18 protein-coding genes and 1 tRNA gene are annotated in these 18,920 nt (G+C 67.6%); 8 read left to right on the top strand and 11 right to left on the bottom strand.

The window, feature by feature from the left end:
- The first annotated feature begins 11 nt into the window (after positions 1–11).
- Positions 12–497, top strand: a complete 486-nt coding sequence (ispF, locus tag ACV22V_RS05040; protein ID WP_175718041.1) for a 2-C-methyl-D-erythritol 2,4-cyclodiphosphate synthase — start codon at positions 12–14, stop codon at positions 495–497.
- Positions 498–664: 167 nt separating this feature from the next.
- Here the strand turns inward: ispF and ACV22V_RS05045 are convergent, their stop codons facing one another.
- The 4 genes from ACV22V_RS05045 to ompR all read right to left on the bottom strand — a co-directional run bounded on the left by ACV22V_RS05045 (position 665) and on the right by ompR (position 4,143).
- Entirely contained in the window at positions 665–1,192 is a 528-nt protein-coding gene (locus ACV22V_RS05045) for a carboxymuconolactone decarboxylase family protein (protein ID WP_044843722.1), read from the bottom strand.
- Positions 1,193–1,268: 76 nt separating this feature from the next.
- Complete coding sequence (locus ACV22V_RS05050) at positions 1,269–1,817, bottom strand: peroxiredoxin (RefSeq protein WP_006478563.1); 549 nt, start codon at positions 1,815–1,817, stop codon at positions 1,269–1,271.
- Between the two features lie 189 nt (positions 1,818–2,006).
- Positions 2,007–3,368 (bottom strand): ATP-binding protein, encoded by a 1,362-nt coding sequence (locus ACV22V_RS05055; protein WP_059693488.1) that lies wholly within the window; start codon positions 3,366–3,368, stop codon positions 2,007–2,009.
- A 40-nt stretch (positions 3,369–3,408) separates the two neighbouring features.
- The gene (ompR, locus tag ACV22V_RS05060) at positions 3,409–4,143 is read right to left on the bottom strand and encodes an osmolarity response regulator transcription factor OmpR (RefSeq protein WP_004192636.1); all 735 of its coding nucleotides are present in this window, start codon (positions 4,141–4,143) and stop codon (positions 3,409–3,411) included.
- A gap of 258 nt (positions 4,144–4,401) precedes the next feature.
- Here ompR and ACV22V_RS05065 point away from each other — a divergent pair, with 258 nt between their 5' ends.
- From ACV22V_RS05065 to ACV22V_RS05075, 3 genes are all read left to right on the top strand, one after another.
- Complete coding sequence (locus ACV22V_RS05065; protein ID WP_059529638.1) at positions 4,402–4,680, top strand: hypothetical protein; 279 nt, start codon at positions 4,402–4,404, stop codon at positions 4,678–4,680.
- 120 nt (positions 4,681–4,800) lie between these two features.
- On the top strand, positions 4,801–6,300 hold the full coding sequence (locus tag ACV22V_RS05070; RefSeq protein WP_448013172.1) for a DUF1800 domain-containing protein: 1,500 nt from the start codon (positions 4,801–4,803) through the stop codon (positions 6,298–6,300).
- A 67-nt stretch (positions 6,301–6,367) separates the two neighbouring features.
- On the top strand, positions 6,368–7,591 hold the full coding sequence (locus tag ACV22V_RS05075) for a DUF1501 domain-containing protein (protein WP_059693483.1): 1,224 nt from the start codon (positions 6,368–6,370) through the stop codon (positions 7,589–7,591).
- A gap of 24 nt (positions 7,592–7,615) precedes the next feature.
- Here ACV22V_RS05075 and hpnD read toward each other — a convergent pair whose 3' ends face one another.
- Positions 7,616–8,449 carry a presqualene diphosphate synthase HpnD gene (gene hpnD / locus ACV22V_RS05080; protein ID WP_448013173.1) on the bottom strand — a complete coding sequence of 278 codons (834 nt, stop codon included), beginning with the start codon at positions 8,447–8,449 and terminating at the stop codon, positions 7,616–7,618.
- A 237-nt stretch (positions 8,450–8,686) separates the two neighbouring features.
- Here hpnD and ACV22V_RS05085 point away from each other — a divergent pair.
- Positions 8,687–8,773, top strand: a tRNA-Leu gene (locus ACV22V_RS05085).
- 227 nt (positions 8,774–9,000) lie between these two features.
- On the opposite strand, the gene ACV22V_RS05090 is transcribed toward ACV22V_RS05085, so the two are convergent.
- The 4 genes from ACV22V_RS05090 to ACV22V_RS05105 all read right to left on the bottom strand — a co-directional run bounded on the left by ACV22V_RS05090 (position 9,001) and on the right by ACV22V_RS05105 (position 12,737).
- Entirely contained in the window at positions 9,001–9,231 is a 231-nt protein-coding gene (locus ACV22V_RS05090) for a hypothetical protein (RefSeq protein WP_059529650.1), read from the bottom strand.
- 97 nt (positions 9,232–9,328) lie between these two features.
- Positions 9,329–10,438, bottom strand: coding sequence for a class II histone deacetylase (locus ACV22V_RS05095; protein ID WP_448013174.1), 1,110 nt, complete (start codon positions 10,436–10,438; stop codon positions 9,329–9,331).
- A gap of 15 nt (positions 10,439–10,453) precedes the next feature.
- The gene (locus tag ACV22V_RS05100) at positions 10,454–11,671 is read right to left on the bottom strand and encodes an MFS transporter (RefSeq protein WP_448013175.1); all 1,218 of its coding nucleotides are present in this window, start codon (positions 11,669–11,671) and stop codon (positions 10,454–10,456) included.
- A 22-nt stretch (positions 11,672–11,693) separates the two neighbouring features.
- Positions 11,694–12,737 carry a porin gene (locus ACV22V_RS05105; protein ID WP_448013176.1) on the bottom strand — a complete coding sequence of 348 codons (1,044 nt, stop codon included), beginning with the start codon at positions 12,735–12,737 and terminating at the stop codon, positions 11,694–11,696.
- A gap of 302 nt (positions 12,738–13,039) precedes the next feature.
- Between ACV22V_RS05105 and ACV22V_RS05110 the strand changes: the two genes are divergently transcribed.
- Entirely contained in the window at positions 13,040–14,185 is a 1,146-nt protein-coding gene (locus tag ACV22V_RS05110; RefSeq protein WP_059693370.1) for a helix-turn-helix transcriptional regulator, read from the top strand.
- 101 nt (positions 14,186–14,286) lie between these two features.
- Entirely contained in the window at positions 14,287–15,285 is a 999-nt protein-coding gene (locus ACV22V_RS05115) for a 2-dehydropantoate 2-reductase (RefSeq protein ID WP_448013177.1), read from the top strand.
- Positions 15,286–15,439: 154 nt separating this feature from the next.
- On the opposite strand, the gene ACV22V_RS05120 is transcribed toward ACV22V_RS05115, so the two are convergent.
- Together ACV22V_RS05120 and ACV22V_RS05125 are read right to left on the bottom strand one after the other, a co-directional pair.
- A complete protein-coding gene (locus ACV22V_RS05120; RefSeq protein ID WP_059693366.1) occupies positions 15,440–15,889 on the bottom strand; it encodes a MarR family winged helix-turn-helix transcriptional regulator in 450 nt (149 codons plus the stop codon).
- 62 nt (positions 15,890–15,951) lie between these two features.
- Positions 15,952–17,097 carry a glycerate kinase gene (locus ACV22V_RS05125; protein WP_448013178.1) on the bottom strand — a complete coding sequence of 382 codons (1,146 nt, stop codon included), beginning with the start codon at positions 17,095–17,097 and terminating at the stop codon, positions 15,952–15,954.
- Between the two features lie 387 nt (positions 17,098–17,484).
- Between ACV22V_RS05125 and tig the strand changes: the two genes are divergently transcribed.
- On the top strand, positions 17,485–18,831 hold the full coding sequence (tig, locus tag ACV22V_RS05130) for a trigger factor (protein WP_059529684.1): 1,347 nt from the start codon (positions 17,485–17,487) through the stop codon (positions 18,829–18,831).
- Positions 18,832–18,920 lie beyond the last annotated feature (89 nt).

Genomic DNA, 18,920 nt, shown 5'->3' on the forward strand with positions numbered 1-18,920 from the left:
CCGGACTACGCATGGATTTCAGAATCGGACAAGGCTACGACGTGCACCAGCTCGTCCCGGGGCGCCCCCTCATCATCGGCGGCGTGACGATTCCTTACGAGCGCGGCCTGCTCGGTCATTCGGATGCAGACGTGCTGCTGCACGCGATCACCGACGCGCTGTTCGGCGCGGCGGCGCTGGGCGACATCGGCCGCCATTTCTCCGACACCGACGCGGCGTTCAAGGGCGCGGACAGCCGCGTGCTGCTGCGCGAGTGCGTCGCCCGCGTGAAGGCGGCCGGCTTCGCGATCCAGAACGTCGACAGCACGGTGATCGCGCAGGCGCCGAAGCTCGCGCCGCACATCGACGGGATGCGAGCGAACATCGCGGCCGATCTCGGACTGCCGCTCGAGCGCGTGAACGTGAAGGCGAAGACCAACGAGAAGCTCGGCTATCTCGGCCGTGGCGAGGGCATCGAGGCGCAGGCCGCCGCGTTGCTGGTGAAGCAGGGCGCGTGAGCGTCCGAAGTCGATCCGAAGCGGCGCGCCGGTCGCGCCGCCGGAATGAAAAATGCCACGCGCTTGCGTGGCATTTTCGTTTTTGCGGTGCGGTGCGGTGCGGTGCGGTGTGATGCGGTGCGGCGCATGGCCGCCGCAATGCACCGCGCTGCCGCTGGCGCGACGGCTTATTCGCCTTCGGCGGCGATCACCTGTGCGGCGGCGTTGATCACCGACGCGATACGGCCGACGTCGCGCAACTGCGTCGTCGTCATGCCTTGCTCGTTCTTCAGCAGCGCATAGTGCGACTTCACGCAGAAGTGGCACTTGCCGACGATCGATGCGGCGAGCGCGTACATCTCGAACCTGCGCTTGTCGACGCCGCCGTGCGACGCATACGCGCCCATCCGCAGCTCGGCACGCTGCGTCTTCAGGTCGGCGTCGTCGGCCATCTCGACATACGGATACCAGGTGTTGTTCATCCCCATCAGCGCGGCCGCCGTCAGCACGGCGTTCGTCTCTTCGGGCGACAGCACGCCGGCTTCGCGGATCGTCTTCACGAGCACGGTGCTCTTCGCCGCGACCGCCGCCGCCAGCGCGACGCCGACTGCATCGGTGCCTTCGAGCGACGAGCGCGAGATCGTGCCGTCGAGGTTCAGGCGAATGTCCTTCGCGTAGTCGGGGATACGCGCCTTAATCGAGTCGATGAATTCCATTGATATCTCCTATGGGTTGGCCGTTAAAAAAGCCCGCAGGCAGGACGTGCGCCGCGGGCTTCGTGCATCGATGCGCTTACAGCGTTGCGCCGCCGACTGCGCGGTTGCACGGGCACAGTTCGTCCGTTTGCAGGCCGTCCAGAATGCGCAGGACTTCTTCCGGGCTGCGGCCGACGTTCAGGTTGTTCACCGAAACGTGCTGGATCGTGTTGTCCGGATCGACGATGAACGTCGCGCGCAGGGCCACGCCGGCTTCCTTGTCGCGCACGCCGAGCTGGTCGATCAGCTCGCCCTTGACGTCGCCGAACGAGTAGTGGTTCAGCTTGTCCAGGTCCTTGTGCTCACGGCGCCATGCGAGCTTCACGAATTCGTTGTCCGAGCTGCCGCCGAGCAGGACGGCGTCGCGCTCTTCGAACTGCTTCGTCAGCTTCGCGAACTCGACGATTTCCGTCGGGCAGACGAACGTGAAATCCTTCGGATAGAAGTAGATGATCTTCCACTTGCCCGGGAACGACGCTTCGGTGACTGTCTCGAACGCCGACTGGCCGTTTTCCTCGTGATTGTTGAAGCCCGGCTTCGCGGCTACGACGGTGAATGCTTCGAGTTTATCGCCCACGGTTTTCATGCGGATACTCCTGTATGAGTTGGGAAGAAGACTGAGTCAAGCTACCTCGGTGCTGCAACGTTGGTGTGACAGCATGGGCAGGACTATAACACTATTAACAAAACGCTTCAATAGATTTTGGCTAACGATTCCCATAGTTTTTTTCAACCGCGCCGATAGTGTGACGTGCAAGAAGCGTGCGCGAACGCGTCACGCCGTCGCACGCGCCTTGCCGGCGCCGGGGAATTCGAGGGTGACTTCGAGGCCCGCTTCGGGGCTGCGGTTGCGCAGGCGCAGCGCGCCGCGATAGCGGCCGACCAGGCGCAGCACGATCGCCATGCCGAGCCCCGTGCCGTCCGCCTTGGTGCGCGCCGTGTCGACGCGGTAGAACGGCCGCATCACGAGCGGCAATTGGTCCTCGGGGATGCCGGGGCCCTCGTCGCTCACCGACAGCTCGACGCGCGCGTGCGTCACGCGCGTCTCGAGCGTGATGCGCGACACGCCGTCGTCGCGGCTCTGGCCGTATTTGCGCGCGTTCTCGACGAGGTTGCCGATCACGCGGCGCATGTCGGTCTCGTCGGCTTCGATCACGGCGGTCGCCGCGAGCCGCGTGCGGATCTCGACGCCGTCCTCGCCCGCCACGCGCGCGGCGACTTCCTGCGCGATCGACGACAGGTCGACGGGCTCGGGCTTGCGTTGCGACGGGCGCGCGTAATCGATGAAGGCCGCGATGATGCGGTCCATCTGCTCGATGTCGTCGACCATCGCGTCCTTGGTCGCCTGGTCGGACGGACTCATCTCGGTCTCGAGGCGCAGCCGCGCGAGCGGCGTGCGCAGGTCGTGCGAGATGCCCGCGAGCATCAGCGCGCGGTCGGCCTCGAGCTGTTCGAGATCGCGCACCATCTGGTTGAAGCTGCGGTTGGTCTCGGCCGCGACGCCCATCCCGCGCTCGGGCAGCAGTTCGGGCGTCTGGCCCGAGCCGATCTGCCGCGCGGCGAGCGCCAGCCGCGAGAACGGCCGGTTCACGAGACTCGTGATGAACGCCGAGCCGAACAGCGACAGCGCGAGCGCGAACAGGCCCCAGCCGGCCCACTGCAGGCCGGTGACGCTGTCGAGCTGGTCGCGGTCGAGCGCGACCCAGTAGTCGTCGTCGTCGATCTTGAAACTGATCCACACGCCCGGGATGTCGTTGACCGATTGCGCGATCACGGTGTCGTCGCCGAGACGGCTGCGGATGTCGTGTTCGATCAGGCGGTTCAGCGATTCGTCGGGCTGCAGCTTGAACTTGTCGGTTTTTTCGCGCGGGTACACGCGCACGCCCTCGTTGCTCTCGAGATCCTGCAGCAGCGCGCGCCGCAAATCGGGATCGGAATAGAGCAGGGCGGTGCGCGTGAGCTTCACGATCGCGACGAGCTGGAGCGCGACGCGCTGCGCGCGCGGCTCGCGCTCGATCACGCGAAAGCTCTGGAACCACGCGGCGAGACTGACCGAGATCAGCAGCGCGATCAGCAGGAAGGTGCGCCAGAACAGCCCGCCGAACGCGAGCTGCAGGAGGCGCCGGTCGATACGCATGGGACGGGCCGAGGGCGGGCGAAACCGGAAAGGAAAAAGATCAGGCGGCGCCGTCCGGAATGAACACGTAGCCGAGGCCCCAGACGGTCTGGATGAAGCGCGGGCTGCCCGGATCCGGCTCGATCAGCTTGCGCAGGCGCGAGATCTGCACGTCGAGGCTGCGGTCGAACACTTCGTATTCACGGCCGCGCGCGAGCTCCATCAGCTTTTCGCGCGACAGCGGCTGGCGCGGATGACGCGCGAACACCTTCAGCACCGAGAATTCGCCGGTCGTCAGCGGAATTTCCTGGCCGGACTTCGTCAGCGTGCGCGTCGCGAGGTTCAGCGAGAACTCGCCGAACTCGAACACCTCGGTGGTTTCCGACGGCGCGCCCGGCAGCTCGGCCGGCGCCTGGCGGCGCAGCACCGCGTGAATGCGCGCGACGAGTTCGCGCGGATTGAACGGCTTCGGCAGGTAGTCGTCGGCGCCCATCTCGAGGCCGACGATGCGATCGACGTCCTCGCCCTTCGCGGTGAGCATGATGATCGGCGTGCGGTCGTTGCTGCCGCGCAGGCGGCGGCAGATCGACAGGCCGTCCTCGCCCGGCAGCATCAGGTCGAGCACGAGCAGGTCGAAGCGCTCGCGCACCCAGAGCTTGTTCATCGCGGTCGCGTTTTCCGCGACGTACACGTTGAAACCCTGCTCGCCGAGATAGCGGCGCAGCAGATCGCGCAGGCGCGGGTCGTCGTCGACGACGAGAATCTTGGAGGGGTTTTTCGTTTCCATGAGCGGCATCTTATCGCGAATGGGAAATTACGCACGGTCGCGTATTTTCGCGCGTTACAGTCCGTTACAAAATTTACCCGTAGTGTCGCGCGGAGTAAAGGCAGGCTATAGAGATTCCTTTACTCGAAGCCGAAATTCGGTAGATACTCCCCTGCACTCCATCTTTCATCTTTGTACGCCCGAATTCCGCAGGGTTTTTCAAGTACCAGAGGTAACCGGTTGCCGCGTGACGAAGGGAACAAATCGACCAAAGAAGCGAGGACGGTCATGCGATCTGCCCGGATTGCACTGATGCTGACGATCGCACTTGCCGGTCCATATGCGTCGAACTTCGCGTATGCGCAGCGCCCCGAGCAGGGCGCCTCGTCGCGCAAGCTGCCGCGCGGCAAAGCGCCGCAGCCCGACCGCGCCGCCGACATGGCGGTCCGTTCCGCCGTGCCTCCCGATCTCGAACAGCGCCGCCGCGACGGGCACATGACGCCCGAGGAGCGCCACCTGTTGCGCCAGCACATCGAGGACGCCGTTCGCGAGCTGTACAAGCGCTGATCCGCACGCGCCCACGCGCCGCGCGGAAAGATTCCGTAGCAATTTTTCCGTCAACTTTCGGATGCCTGCTGCCGTTGTACCGGCATCCGCACCGCCGGTGCGTTCCGGGAGTCCACGACGATGAAAGCGAACGCTGCCGCCCCGGCATCGCCCGCGATGCAGGCGCCGCTCGACGCCGACGACGCGCTGTTCTTCCTGAGCCGCACCGGCTTTTCTCCCGCACCGGCCGAGGTCGCCCGCATCGTCGGGATGACGCGCGCGCAAGTCGTGGTCGACACGCTCGGCAACGTGCGTCGCGACCCCGTGACGCCCTGGCCCGACTGGCTCGCCGAGTTGCCGCCGACCCGCGCGCAGCGACAGGCGCTGACGCCCGACATGCGGCGCGACGAGCAGGGCGAACGCAATCGCCGCTACGATGCGTTGCGTGCGGCGTGGGTCAACGAAATGGTCGTGACGCCGTCGCCGCTCACCGAGCGCATGACGCTGTTCTGGCACGGGCATTTCACGTCCGGGCAGGACAAGGTCCCGTATCCGCAGACGATGGCCGCACAGAATGCGCTGTTTCGCCGCGAGGCGCTCGGCAACTTCGGCACGCTCCTGCATGCGGTCGCGAAGGATCCGGCGATGCTTCAGTATCTCGACGGCGCGAGCAACCGCAAGGGCCGTCCGAACGAGAACTTCGCGCGCGAGGTGATGGAGCTGTTTACGCTCGGCGAAGGGCATTACACGCAGCACGACGTCACCGAGGCCGCGCGCGCGATGACCGGCTGGAGCGTCGATCCCGATACGCTGCGCTTCGCGGTGCGGCCCGAATGGCACGACGCGGGCGACAAGACGATACTCGGCGAGACCGGTGCGTTCGACGGCGACGGCTTTCTCGACATCCTGTTGAAGCGGCCCGACACCGCACGCTTCATCGCCGGCAAGCTGTGGCGCGAGTTCGTATCCGATACGCCCGACGCCGGCGCGCTCGATGTCGTCGCCGAACGGTTTCGCGCGAGCGGCTACGACATACGCGCGGCGCTCGCCGCCCTTTGGTCGACCGACGAATTCTGGGATCCGCGCAATCGCGGCGTGCTCGTGAAGTCGCCGGCCGAGTTCGTCGTCGGATCGGTGCGGTTGTTCGACGTCGCGTACGGCGATCCGCAGATGCTCGCGAACACCGTGCGCACGCTCGGGCAGAACCTGTTCTATCCGCCGAACGTGAAGGGCTGGCCGGGCGGCGCGATGTGGATCAACAGCACGACGCTGCTTGCGCGCAAGCAGTTCGTCGAGCAGTTGTTCCGCGCGACCGAGACCGCCGGCATGCGGGCGCCGGCGCATGCAATGGCGGCACCGTCGCCGAATAATGCGCACGCGATACCGGTTGCCGACGCCGCGTCGGTTGCCGGCATGCGCGGTGCGCCGGCCCGGCCCGCGCGCGGCGGCCTGCGATTCGACCTCGAACGCTGGCTTGCGCAGTATCGTGCGCGGCCGCAGGCGATTGCCGGATTGTCGACCGAGCTTCAACTGCAGCACGCGGTGCTGCCGGTGTCGCCGGTCGCGGCCATCGATACGGACTCGACCGGCGGCGCGTATCTCGAGGCGCTGCTGATGGATCCGGCCTATCAACTGAAATGACCGAAACGACGATGAACAGGCGCGCTGCCGTGGTGGCCATGCCGCGCGGCGAACCGAAGGATGCACGATGAACCGACGTGATTTTCTGACGCTGACGGGCGCCGCGGCCGCGGCGGGCGTGTCGTTGTGGCAGCCGCCCGCGCAGGCGGCGACATCGATCGCCGCGGCGGGGCGGCAGCCGGCGGCCGGCTATGCGAACGTGCTGATCCTCGTCGAGCTGAAGGGCGGCAACGACGGCCTCAACACCGTGGTGCCGTATGCCGATCCGCTCTACTACCAGTTTCGCCGAAGCATCGGCATCAAGCGCGATCAGGTGCTGCAGCTCGATGCGCATACGGGGCTGCACCCGTCGCTCGCGCCGTTGATGCCGCTGTGGCGCGACGGGCAGGTCGCGGTCGTGCAGGGCGTCGGCTATCCGCAGCCGAACCTGTCGCATTTCCGCTCGATCGAGATCTGGGATACCGCGTCGCGCTCCGACCAGTACCTGCACGAAGGCTGGCTCACGCGCACGTTCGCGCAGGCGCCGGTGCCGCCGGGCTTCGCGGCCGACGGCGTCGTGCTCGGCAGCGCGGAGATGGGGCCGCTCGCGAACGGCGCGCGCGCGATCGCGCTCGTCAATCCGGCGCAGTTCATCCGCGCGGCGCGGTTGGCCGAACCGTCGTCGCTGCGCGAGCGGAACCCGGCGCTCGCGCACATCATCGACGTCGAGAACGACATCGTGAAGGCGGCCGACCGGCTGCGCCCGCGCGGCGGCATGCGCGAGTTCAGGACCGCCTTTCCGGCCGGTACGTTCGGTACGTCGGTGAAGACCGCGATGCAGGTGCTCGCGGCATGCGAGGCGTCGGGGCCCGGCGCGCAGGACGGCGTCGCGGTGTTGCGGCTCACGCTCAACGGTTTCGATACGCACCAGAACCAGCCGGGGCAGCAGGCTGCGCTGCTCAAGCAGTTCGCGGAAGGGATGAGTGCGATGCGCGGCGCGTTGATCGAACTCGGACGCTGGAACCAGACGCTCGTGATGACGTATGCGGAATTCGGGCGGCGCGTGCGCGAGAACCAGAGCAACGGCACCGATCACGGCACCGCCGCGCCGCATTTCGTGATGGGCGGGCGCGTGGCGGGCGGGTTGTACGGCGCGGCGCCGGCACTCGGGCATCTCGACGGCAACGGCAACCTGCCGGTCGCGGTCGATTTCCGCCAGCTGTATGCGACCGTGCTCGGGCCGTGGTGGGGGCTCGATGCGACGCACGTGCTGCAGCAGCGCTTCGATACGCTGCCGCTGCTGAAGGTGTGATGCCGGGGAGGGTGACGGCGCGGGTCAGCGGCGGCGCGCCGCGCGCCACGCGATCCACAGCTTGCGGATCGGTGTCAGGGCGATGCGCTGGTGCAGCACCTGGTAGCCGTCGCGCTCGATTTCGTCGAGCAGCGCACTGGCCAGTGCAATCTGCGCGCGCAACGTGCGTTGCGCGCGGCGCTCGGATGCGGGGACCGCTGCGTCGGCGGCGGCCAGCGCGTCGCGTGCGCGGCCCGTCTGAAACTGCAGCAGCTCGGTGAAAGCCGGGCTGTAGCGGCGGTTCAGCAGGTCGGCAGCGGTCACGTTGTAGCGTTGCAGTTCGTCGATCGGCAGATAGATGCGGCCGTGCCGCGCGTCGTTGCCGAGTTCCTGCACGAATTGCGCGAGCATCAGCGCGCGGCCGGCATCCGCGGCCCACGGTTGCGGGTCGGCCGGATTCGCGGCGCTTGCGCGCGCGACCAGCGACGCGAAGGTGCCGCCCACCTGCGCGATGTAGCGTTGCAGGTTCGCGAAATCCAGATAACGCGCCTGTTCGAGATCCATCCCGTAACCGTTGACGAGCGTGCGCAGCGCATCGGATTCGGCCCCGATCGCCGGGTGGTGTTGCGCGAGCGCCTTCGTGACCGGATGCGACGGTTCGTCGGCGGCGAGCGCCGCGAGTTCCTTGTGCCACCACGCGAGCTTCGTGTGTCCGACGGTCGGATCGCTGGTTTCCTTGACGGTTTCCTCGAGTTCGCGGCGCAGCGCGAACAGGGCCGTCAGCCGCGGTTCGGCGGCGAGCGGCGCCTGGCGCAGCGCGTAGTAGACGCTGGAGCCTGCGGGGGCGGCCTTTTGCTGACAGTAGTCGTCGAAGTTCACGGGTGGGATCGTGGCGGAGGCGGGTTCGGGGACGCGCACCGGCGCATGGCCGGCACGTCGAGCGCGGCATTCTAGCACCGCTCTTCGACGGGCGCCGGTGGGGCGAGACAATGCTGCGCAGATCGGGTAGAATCTCGCGCTCGCCTGATCGGGTGTGCCGGTTTTTGGGTTCGGCATGAAGTCCCGGGCGCGTGGAGAACGCATCTTGCGTGCCATGCGGTTAGGCGACAGAAATCCGCGTGAGTGGCGAAATTGGTAGACGCACCAGGTTTAGGTCCTGACGCCCGCAAGGGTGTGCCGGTTCGAGTCCGGTCTCACGCACCACGAAGTCGAACGTACCCCGCCAAGGGCCGTTCCAAAAAAGCGCTGCCGGTTGGCTGACCGGCAGCGCTTTTTTGTTGGTGCGGTTCCGCGCGGAGTGCACGCGCGGGCTTATGAACGGTTCCAATCCGAATGGAGAGGCCTGCTGCTCGCCGCAGATACCTGTACTGGACCTGAAAAAGAAGCGCCGCGCGTCCGCCGACCGCGGCGCTTCGTCGTTTCAAGCGTGCCTAGTCCCAGAAACTCCGCACCGCGACCGCCACGATCACCGGCACCGAGAACACCAGCGGAATCGCGAAATACTGCGCTTCGCGATCGACGATCCAGCTATAGATCAACCACGCCGCGCCGATTGCGAACGTGACGAGCCCGACCAGCACGGCGGCGATATTCAGTGCGAGCTTCGAAGGCTGGCGGCGCGCTTTGTCGTTGGTGTCGGGGTCGCGCGGAGACGATTTCATCTGAAGAGGGGGCCGGACCTGGCAGGTGTAAAAGCACAGGAAACCCCATCCGCACCGATCGCGCAAGGGCCGGCTCCGCATCGTTGGTGAGCGCGCGTTACAAGCCGAACGACACGGCCAGTTCGTCGAGCAGTTCGCGCTGGAACGCGACGAACCGCTCGCCCGGCTGCTGCGCGATCGCGAGATCCAGCATCGGATCGGCGACATCGGTTCGGATACCGGCCAGTTCCTCGACGATCGCGAGTCCGCAGAACGGCACGTACGCTTCCGAATAGCCGCCCTCGTGGACGATCACGAGCCGTCCGCCGCAATGGCGTTGCGCCGCCTCCTTTACCGCGCGCGTCATGTACCGGTAACTGTCCGTATGCAATTGCATGCGCGCGAGCGGATCGACCGCGTTCGCATCGAGGCCGCTCGCGACGATGATCAATTCCGGCCGGAACCGCTCCAGCGCCGGCAGCACGATCCGCTCGAACGCGTGGCGATACGCGTCGTCGCCGCTGCCCGCGAGCAACGGCACGTTCAGGTTCGCACCGATGCCCGCGCCTGCGCCGCGCTCGTCACCGCCGCTGTAGCCGGGCGGAAAGCAGCGGTCCTGATGCAGCGAGATCGTCAGCGTGTCCGGATCGTCGTAGTAGATCGATTGCGTGCCGTTGCCGTGATGCACGTCCCAGTCGATCACCGCGACGCGGTCGATGCCATGCTTCGCGCGTGCGGCCTCGATCGCGATCGGGATGTTCGCGAGCAGGCAGAAGCCCATCGGGCGATCGCGCAGGCAGTGATGGCCGGGCGGCCGCGACAGCGAAAACGCGTTCGCCGCGCGCTCGGCGACGACGGCGTCGACCGCCGCGATCGCGAGACCCGCGGACAGCGCGGCGATCTCGTAGCTACCCTTGCCGAACGGCGCGAGATCGCCGAGGTCGCCGCCGTTTGCATCGCTGAGCGCGCGGAATGCGTCGAGATAGCTGGCCGGGTGGATGCGCAGCAGATCGCCGGTGGTGGCCGGCGCGGCACCGCGCATGTCGAGTTGGTCGGCCAGGCCCGACGCCTGCACGAGCGACAGGAGGCGGCGCTTCGAATCGGGCGATTCCGCGTAGCCTGCGCTCGACGGCGGCTGGACCCAGCCGCCGACCGGGAAGAACAGCGCGTGCGTGCCGCCGGTGTGCCAGAAGGTGCGTTCGTCGGTGAAGAAGGCAGTGCGATTCATGGATGCGTTGACCTGTCACGGTTGGGAAGAAGCGGAAGTGATGGAAGACCGCGCGCGCCGATCGACATGGCGCAGTGCGGCAAACGATGCGATCGCGACGGCCGTCGCGGCCGCGAACAGCGCGCGCATCGTGCCGCCGGCATCGAGCAACAACCCGGCGAGGAGCGGGCCGGCCGCGAGGCCCGCGCCGATCACGAAATTGAGCGTCGCGACGAGGCGTCCGGACGTGTCGATCTGAGCGACGGTCGCGAGAATGAACGGCAGTACGAACGTCCACGCAAACTTGAACGCGAAGATCGCCGCGCCGTAGCCGCTCGCATGCGGCAGCGCGGCGAGTGCGACGAGCGCCGCCGCGAGCAGCGCGTAACCGGCTGCCAGCATCGTGCGCCGCGCAAGCCGGCCGCCCGCGCACGATGCGAGCGCCGCGCCGGCAATTCCCATCACGCTCGCGATCGCGAGCACGTTGCCGGTCGATTGCGGGTCGAGTCCGGCTTCCGCCGCCGCGCGGCTCGCGAACGTCCACACGCTGCCGATCGCGAGATAGAAGCTCAGTACCGCGCCGATCGCGAGCGCGACGAAGAGCCGTGGTGCATCCGTCGCGGCGCCGCGCGCGGCCCGGGCCGACGCGGGCCGCGCACCGAGCGTTGCCGGAAAGCCGCGTGACAACGGCGCGGCAAGCAGCGCGAGCGCGGCGAGCGCGACGTACAGCGCGCGCAGCCCGAACGCGGCGAACACGTGCGGCAGCATGAACAGGCCAACCGCACCGGCGACCAACTGGCCGACGACCCACAGCCCGTACACACGATCGCTGTTCTCGCTCGTGGCCGCGCTGGTCATGCAGAGCACCATCAACGAGCCGCCGCCAAGCGCGGTGACGGCTCGCAGCGCGAGCAGCGGGCCGAAGCCGGGCATCCACAACGCGGTCAGGAGATTGCCCGCGCCGAACAGCGCGATCGCGCACGCAGCGACGCGGCGCGCATCGACGCGGCCGAGCCACAGGTACGACGGCACGGTCGCGAGGCTGAACGCGCCGAGTTCGACGAAGAAGTAGGTGCCGATCTGCGACGCGGACAGCCCGAGCTGCGTTGCCAGTTGACCGGCTACGGCCGGCGCGACGAGCAGCAGCAGCGGCGTGATGGCCGCGAACACGACGAGCGCGACGAGCGTCGAGCGCGCGAAAGGCGCCGCGCGGCCGTCGGACGACGGCGCGGCATCGGAGCAAAGGGTTTTCATGGCGGGATCTCGCTGGACGGAATCAGAACAGGTGATACATGCCGACCATCGCGCCGAACTGCGATGCGCCGGCGAGCGGTGTCGGGTCGTATTCGTAGACGGTCTGCGAACTCTGGCCGCCGTTGCGCGCATAACCGAGGTTCACATAGGCGACGGTGCGTTTCGACAGCGCGTAGGTGGAGCTGGCGATGAAGAGCGTCGGGTGGCCGATCGTCGGCATGTGCGAATCGGTGTGGTAGACGCCCGCGTTCAGCCCGATGCCGCCCGACGTCAGATAACGGGCGCCGCCCCAGACGATCGTGCGCGCCGCATCGAGGTCGCCGGTCAGGCGTTCGACGCCCGCGTAGACGGTGAGCGGCAGCGTCGCGAACGCGTAACGCGCGGCGAGCGTGCCGAGTTCGCGGCGGCGCGCGGACGCGTCCTCCGCGGCTGACGCGTCGCCGTGGGCCTGATGCAGCACCGCGCTGACCGACAGTCCGTTGCTGGCGTACTGACCGCCGAGCTCGAGCACGCGCCCGGCGCGCGTGTTGCCCGCGACGCCGGCGGTCGCGGCGAGGGCCTCGACATCGAAGCCGGCGAACGTCGGAGACTGGTACTTGATCGAGTGGTCGATGAAGTTCGCGTTCATCGGCACGAGCACGCCCTGGCCGCTGTACGACGCGTACCACAGCGGGTCGTAGAACAGCGTCTTGTCGAACAGCACGCTGAACTGCCGGCCGAGCGTCACGGTGCCGACGGGCCCCGCGATGCCGACATACGCGCCGCGGAAGAACGCGTAGCCGGGCACGGTCGAGGTGCCGTCGTTGATGTTGAGACCTTGTTCGAGCTTGAACAGCGCGCGCCAGCCGCCGCCAAGATCCTCGGTGCCCTTCAGCCCGACCTGCGACGGCAGGATGCCGTAGTTCTGCAACTGCACGGCCGCGTGCCGTCCGTCGGCATGCGTCAGGTACTGCACGCCGGCGTCGAGCGCGCCGTACAGCGTGAGGGTCGATTGCGCGTGCGCGGCGAGGCTGCACGCGGCGAGCGCCGCGGCGGTCGCCGTGCGGATGAAGCGGAATGTCGTCACGTGGGGTTCTCCATACCGTCCTGCATCGTTTGTCGTTGGTGTTGTCGCGACGCAGTGTCGGCGGCGGGAAAACCGCTGAACAGTCGTGCAGATGAACGGTGAGGAAAACCCGCGGTGCACGGGATGGACGGACCGCGACACCGCGGCGCGGCGTGCTGCGCAGCAGCAACGGGTGGTGCACCGTTCAAATGGATGGGGTTGCCGCGTGTTCCGGCGACGGGGCCCGCCAAAAATGCCGGTCGCTATAATCGGCCGGTCTGCATTGCGCGCATCAGCGGCCCGATCGGGCAGGGGAGCGGAAGGTGAGGATCACCACGGATATCAGGCAGGATCCCGATGCGCTGCGCGATGTGCCGGCCGCGATCGTGCTCGACGAATCCGCATGGCCGCCGCTGCCGTCGCGCCGCGCCGATTTCGACGGTGTGACGCGCGGCGACGCGGCGCGACGCGAACTCGGCCTGATGCTGCTCGACCTGTACGCGCTCGCCGCGCAGTCGAGCATCGGCGAATTCGAGTGCCGCTTCTTTTCGCTGCTGCAGGGGCTCATCCCGTTCGACGCCGCGTGGACCGGCGTCGCGACGCACGTGCCGACCGGCCCGGTGATGCACAACAGTTTCCTGTACCGTCTTCCGCACGCGTTCTTCAGCGACTGGAAACGCGTGCGCGACTGCGATCCGCTCGCGCAGCGCACGCTGCTCGGCGCGCATGGTCGCGCGGTGCGCTTGTCGGTCGTCGAACCCGGGTTCGACGCGCGGTTTCGCGACTGGTGCGTGAAGTACGGGCTGGCGCAACTGATGTGCGTGTGTACGCTCGATCGCCGCTTCGGGCTGACGACGTTCATGTCGATCTACCGCCAGGGCCTGAACCGTCCGTTCAGCGACGACGACGCGAGCCGCTTCGAGGAAGTGATTCCGCATCTGGCGGCCGCGCTGACGATCAACCGCGCGGCACAGCTCACGCGCGAGCGTGCCGATGCGGTGGCGCCGGCGGCGCGCGCGCTGTGCGACAACTTCGGCGTGCTGCATCACGCTGACCACGGCTTCGACGACGTGCTGCGGACTGAATGGCCGGCGTGGACGGGCCCGCGCGTGCCGGAGCCGCTGGTCGCGCATGTGCGGCGCCAGTCGGGCCAGCCGTACATCGGCGACGCGCTGCGCATCCAGTGCGTGCCCGTCGCGGGACTGTTCCAGATCGAGGCGCGGCCGCGCTCGCTGCTCGACCGGCTGAGCCCGCGCGAGCTGGCGGCGATCCGCTATTACGGTGCCGGCCGTTCGCACAAGGAGGTCGCGCAGCAGATGGCGATTTCGCCGACGACCGTGCGTCACTATCTGCGCTGCGCGTACCGCAAGCTCGGCATGCACGACAAGAGCCAGATCGCCGGCGTGCTCGGCGCGACGGGCGGCTCGACCGACGACGAGCCAGTGGAGGCGGGCATCGCACCGCGCTGAATCGCTCATGCGAACACGGTCACGCAGATGCTTGCATGAATGGTTGTATCCGCAACCATCTGGCGCTATGCTCGTCAGCTCCCGGTAGACGGATTTCCATCATGAACGACACGAATTCAGGGTCGGTGCGCGCGGCGGTGGTCGGTGTCGGCGCGATCGGCGGGTTGCTCGCGGCCGCGCTGTCGCGGGCCGGCATGACGGTGAGCGCATTCGCGCGCGGCGCGACGCTCGATGCCCTGAACGCGCACGGCGTGCGCGTGATCGACGAAGCGGGCGCCGAGTCGTCGGTCCCGGTGCGTGCGAGCGACGACGCGGCCGCGCTCGGCGTGCAGGACTACGTGGTGATCGCGCTCAAAGCGCAGGCATTGCCGGCGCTGGCCGCGCGCATCGCGCCGCTGGTCGGGCCCGGCACGGTGATCGTCGCCGCGATGAACGGGCTGCCGTGGTGGTTCACGCACGGGTTCGCGGGCCCGCTCGACGGCGTGCCGCTCGATGCGGTCGATCCGGCGGGGGCGGTTTCGGCGGCGCTGCCGCCCGCGCAGGCGATCGGATGCGTCGTGCACCTGTCGTCGAGCACCGACGCGCCCGGTATCGTGCGCCGCGGTCGCGGCAACCGTCTGATCATTGGCTCGCCCGATCCGCGGCTCGATGCGTCGACCGCGCGATTCGCGGCGGCGCTCGCCGCGGGCGGCTTCGACGTCGAGTCGACTGCGGCGATCCGCACCGAAATCTGGGCAAAGCTGTGGGGCAACATGAATATGAACCCATTGAGCGCGCTGACGGGTTCAACCGCCTCGCAACTGCTCGACGATCCGTTCACGCACGACCTCGCATTGCGGATGATGGAGGAGGCGGCCGCGATCGGCGCGAAGCTCGGTCTCGATACGGGAATGAGCGGGCCGGAGCGGATTGCCGTGACGCGCAAGCTTGGTGCGTTCAGGACATCGATGCTGCAGGATTTCGAGGCCGGGCGAGCACTCGAAATCGGACCGATCCTCGGCGTGTTTCCGGAACTGGGACGCAAGCTCGACGTGCCGACGCCGTATTGCGACGCGGTGCTGGGATTGCTGCGTCAGCGTGCGGCGAACAGCGGGCTATAGCGGAGGCGAATGGCCGCGCCGATGGCCGGCACGAGAAGAAGGATGAAGAAGTGCGGGGCAGTCGTCCGGTAGCCACGGCAAGAGAAGCCGGACACGCTGCCCTTGGGCCTGCCCTTGCGCGACTCGGGTGGTCCGCAGGCACCCGTATTGCGACTCAGTCGTCGCGTTCGACCGCGTTCGCGACGACCTTGTCGAGCAGTCGCTCGAACGTCTGGCGCTCGCTGTCGGACAGGCAAGCGAGCAAGCCGTCATTCCACTTGCGCACGATCGGCATGATCTTGCGATGCAGCGCGCGGCCGTCGGCGGTCAGCGCGATCAGCACGATCCGGCCGTCTTCCTCGCTGGCGCTGCGCTGGAGCAGCCCCTGGCGCAGCAGCGCTTCCGCCGCGCGGCTCGCCTGGCTCTTGTCGAGGTTGGTGTGGCGAGCGAGATCCATGATCGAAAATGGACCGAAGGCGCCGACGGCGGCGATCACCCGCGCCTCGGGCAGCGAGATGTCCAGCTTGTGCCGGTACACGTCGGCGATCCCGCGGTCGGATCGCTTCGTGAGCGCATGGAGGCGATAGGTCAGAAACTGATCGAGCCCGGCTTGGCGGCCTTTCATGTCGAATCCTGAAGAAAAAGGGCGGGCCCGATTGTTCCTGTATCGCGCGCTCGGGTCAACGGTCAGTGTGCGCCGTACTTCAGCCGTGTCAACTGTTCGGCTTCGTTCGCGAGCAGGTTCGCCGCGTCGCGGATCGCGACGTCGAGCGTGATCGGGCCGGGCGCGGGCGAGAAGCAGCCGGAAAAGTGTTCGGACAGGCGCGGCAGCGCGGCCGGGTCGACCGCGCCCGACAGCAGCGACGCGGGCACGCCCGCGACCCGCGCATGACGGCAGGCGATGAACGGTGCCTTGCCGTGCAGCGTCTGCACGTCGGAGCGGCCTTCGCCGGTGATCAGCCAGTCCGCGCCGGCGAGCGCGGCATCGAGCCCGATCTGCCGCGCGACGACTTCCGCGCCGGCTTCGAATTGTGCGCCCAGCATATGGAGCGCGAATCCGAGGCCGCCCGCGGCGCCGGCGCCGGGCAGCTCACGGCCTCGCCGGTCGAGCGCGGCCTCGAGCAGGTCGGCGAAACGGCCGAGCGCGGCGTCGAGGGTCGCAACCTGCTCGGGCGTCACGCTCTTTTGCGGACCGAACACCGCGGTCGCGCCGTGCGCGCCCGTCAGCGGGTTGTCGACGTCGGACATGCCGATGAATTCCGCTTCCTTCAGGCGCGGATCGAGCCCCGACGCGTCGATCCGCGCGATATCGGCGAGCCGCGCCGGGACGGGTTCGACCGGCTGGCCGGCCGCGTCGAAGCATTGCAGGCCGAGGCCGGCGAGCAACCCCGCGCCCGCGTCGTTGGTGCTGCTGCCGCCGAGCGCGACGAAGAAGCGGCGCACGCCCTCGTCGAGCAGCGTGCGGATCGCTTCGCCCATGCCGCGCGTGCTGCGCGCGTCAACGGGCACGCTCATGCCGACCGCGTCGGTGATCCCGACGATCTCGGCCGTCTCGACGATCGCGGTGCGCGCGTCGATCACGCCGACCGCCGCGTCGCGTGCCGCGAGCGACGCGCCGGCCACCCGCAGCGTGCGCCGCGTGCCGCCGCCCGCCAGCATCGCGTCGAGCGTGCCTTCGCCGCCGTCGGCCATCGGGCAGCAGCGCACGACCGCGTCGGGGCGGGCACGGCGGATGCCGGTGGCGATCGCGTCCGCGACCTGCTCGGCGGAAAGCGAGCCTTTGAACGAATCGGGCGCGATGACGACGACAGGCGCGGACGGGTGTTGCGGCATGGTGTCTCCGGAAGGCGTGATTGGTGTGAAGAATGGCGGCCGCGATCGCGGCGCATCCTCATTCGGAGCTTACAGGATGGTGGGCCAGCGGTGGATACGCCGTTCGGCATAGCGGCGATCCGCGCGCATTGCCGTGCGCGGGAGCGGGCGGCATGGCCGGTCGACATCGTTGTCGTACCGATCTGGCGGTACGAGGAAAATTGTTTGCTAGAATAGTCGATTCTTCCGGCCAAAGCCGTGCTCCGAGCCGCTTGCGCTAGCCATCCGGCGCGTGCAGGGATGGCGTGGCGCTCCGGCGCGGCGTGTGCATGCGATGCACCTCACGCCGCAGGCAGGCACGGCAAGGAAAACCCGATTCGCTCGAATAATTTTAGGACGATTGAAGCCATGGCTAACGTTGTTGAGAACCTCGGCAAGCTTGAACGCCGCGTGACGATTTCCCTGCCGAAAGACACCGTGCAGAAGGAAATCGACGCCCGTATCCAGAAACTCGCGAAGAACGTTCGCATGCCGGGTTTCCGCCCGGGCAAGGTGCCGCTCAAGATGGTCGCCCAGCAGTACGCGGGTCAGGTCGAGGCGGAAGTGCTGAGCGACAAGATCGGCCAGGAATTCTTCACGATCAGCCGCGCGGAAAACCTGCGCGTCGCCGGCCAGCCGAGCTTCGAGCCGAAGCAGGAGCAGGCTGAGGACGCATACGCGTTCGACGCGACGTTCGAGGTTTACCCGGAAGTGAAGATCGGCGATCTGGCGACGGCTGAAGTCGAGCGCTCGACGACGTCGATCGGCGACGCGGAGATCGACCGCACGCTGGAAATCCTGCGCAAGCAGCGCGTGCACTACCACGCTCGCGGCGAAGCCGGCGAGCATGGCGACGGCGGCGCGGACACCGCAGCGAAGAACGGCGACCGCGTGACGGTCGACTTCGTCGGCAAGATCGACGACGTCGCGTTCCAGGGCGGCACGGCCGAAGACTTCCCGTTCGTGCTCGGCGAAGGCCGCATGCTGCCGGAATTCGAAACGGCGGCGCTGGGCCTGAAGGCGGGCGAACAGCGTACGTTCGACCTGAAGTTCCCGGACGATTACCACGGCAAGGACGTGGCGGGCAAGACGGCGCAATTCACGGTCACGATGAAGAAGATCGAGTGGCCGCACATGCCGGAAATCGACGGCGAATTCGCGAAGTCGCTCGGCATCGAAGACGGCGACCTGACGAAGATGCGCGCCGAAATCAAGGAAAACCTCGAGCGCGAAGCGAAGCGTCGCACGCAAGCCATCGTCAAGAACCAGGTGATGGACGCGCTGCTGAAGATTTCCGAACTCGACGTGCCGAAGGCGCTGATCGAGCAGGACCAGCAACGTCTCGTCGAAATGGCTCGCCAGGATCTGGCGCAGCGCGGCGTGCCGAACGCGAAGGACGCACCGATCCCGGCCGAGATGTTCGCCGAGCAGGCAGAGCGTCGCGTGAAGCTGGGCCTCGTGCTGGCCGAGCTGGTGAAGTCGAACAGCCTCGAAGCGAAGCCGGAGCAGATCCGCGCGGAAGTCGACGAGTTCGCGAAGAGCTACGAAGACCCGAAGGAAGTGGTCCGCTGGTATTATTCGAACCAGCAGCGCCTCGCCGAGATGGAAGCGTTCGTCGTTGAAAGCAACGTCGTCGACTTCGTGCTGGGCAAGGCAAAGGTGACGGACAAGGAAGTGAGCTTCGAGGCACTCGCGAGCGCATCGGCGCAAGCGTAAGTGTCGCTCTAGCGGCGTGCCGGCTGTCGGAGCGACGGCCCGCACGCCGTTTTTACGTCAAGCGCACGGTTGCCATTAATATGGCGATT

Source organism: Burkholderia sp. AW33-5, from assembly GCF_053427615.1.

Bases quoted from the DNA above. Each gene is read 5' to 3' on its own strand.
- ispF (WP_175718041.1), top strand. From the start codon at position 12: ATGGATTTCAGAATCGGACAAGGCTACGACGTGCACCAGCTCGTCCCG.
- ACV22V_RS05045 (WP_044843722.1), bottom strand. From the start codon at position 1,192: ATGGAATTCATCGACTCGATTAAGGCGCGTATCCCCGACTACGCGAAG.
- ACV22V_RS05050 (WP_006478563.1), bottom strand. From the start codon at position 1,817: ATGAAAACCGTGGGCGATAAACTCGAAGCATTCACCGTCGTAGCCGCG.
- ACV22V_RS05055 (WP_059693488.1), bottom strand. From the start codon at position 3,368: ATGCGTATCGACCGGCGCCTCCTGCAGCTCGCGTTCGGCGGGCTGTTC.
- ompR (WP_004192636.1), bottom strand. From the start codon at position 4,143: ATGCCGCTCATGGAAACGAAAAACCCCTCCAAGATTCTCGTCGTCGAC.
- ACV22V_RS05065 (WP_059529638.1), top strand. From the start codon at position 4,402: ATGCGATCTGCCCGGATTGCACTGATGCTGACGATCGCACTTGCCGGT.
- ACV22V_RS05070 (WP_448013172.1), top strand. From the start codon at position 4,801: ATGAAAGCGAACGCTGCCGCCCCGGCATCGCCCGCGATGCAGGCGCCG.
- ACV22V_RS05075 (WP_059693483.1), top strand. From the start codon at position 6,368: ATGAACCGACGTGATTTTCTGACGCTGACGGGCGCCGCGGCCGCGGCG.
- ACV22V_RS05090 (WP_059529650.1), bottom strand. From the start codon at position 9,231: ATGAAATCGTCTCCGCGCGACCCCGACACCAACGACAAAGCGCGCCGC.
- ACV22V_RS05095 (WP_448013174.1), bottom strand. From the start codon at position 10,438: ATGAATCGCACTGCCTTCTTCACCGACGAACGCACCTTCTGGCACACC.
- ACV22V_RS05100 (WP_448013175.1), bottom strand. From the start codon at position 11,671: ATGAAAACCCTTTGCTCCGATGCCGCGCCGTCGTCCGACGGCCGCGCG.
- ACV22V_RS05115 (WP_448013177.1), top strand. From the start codon at position 14,287: ATGAACGACACGAATTCAGGGTCGGTGCGCGCGGCGGTGGTCGGTGTC.
- ACV22V_RS05120 (WP_059693366.1), bottom strand. From the start codon at position 15,889: ATGAAAGGCCGCCAAGCCGGGCTCGATCAGTTTCTGACCTATCGCCTC.
- ACV22V_RS05125 (WP_448013178.1), bottom strand. From the start codon at position 17,097: ATGCCGCAACACCCGTCCGCGCCTGTCGTCGTCATCGCGCCCGATTCG.
- tig (WP_059529684.1), top strand. From the start codon at position 17,485: ATGGCTAACGTTGTTGAGAACCTCGGCAAGCTTGAACGCCGCGTGACG.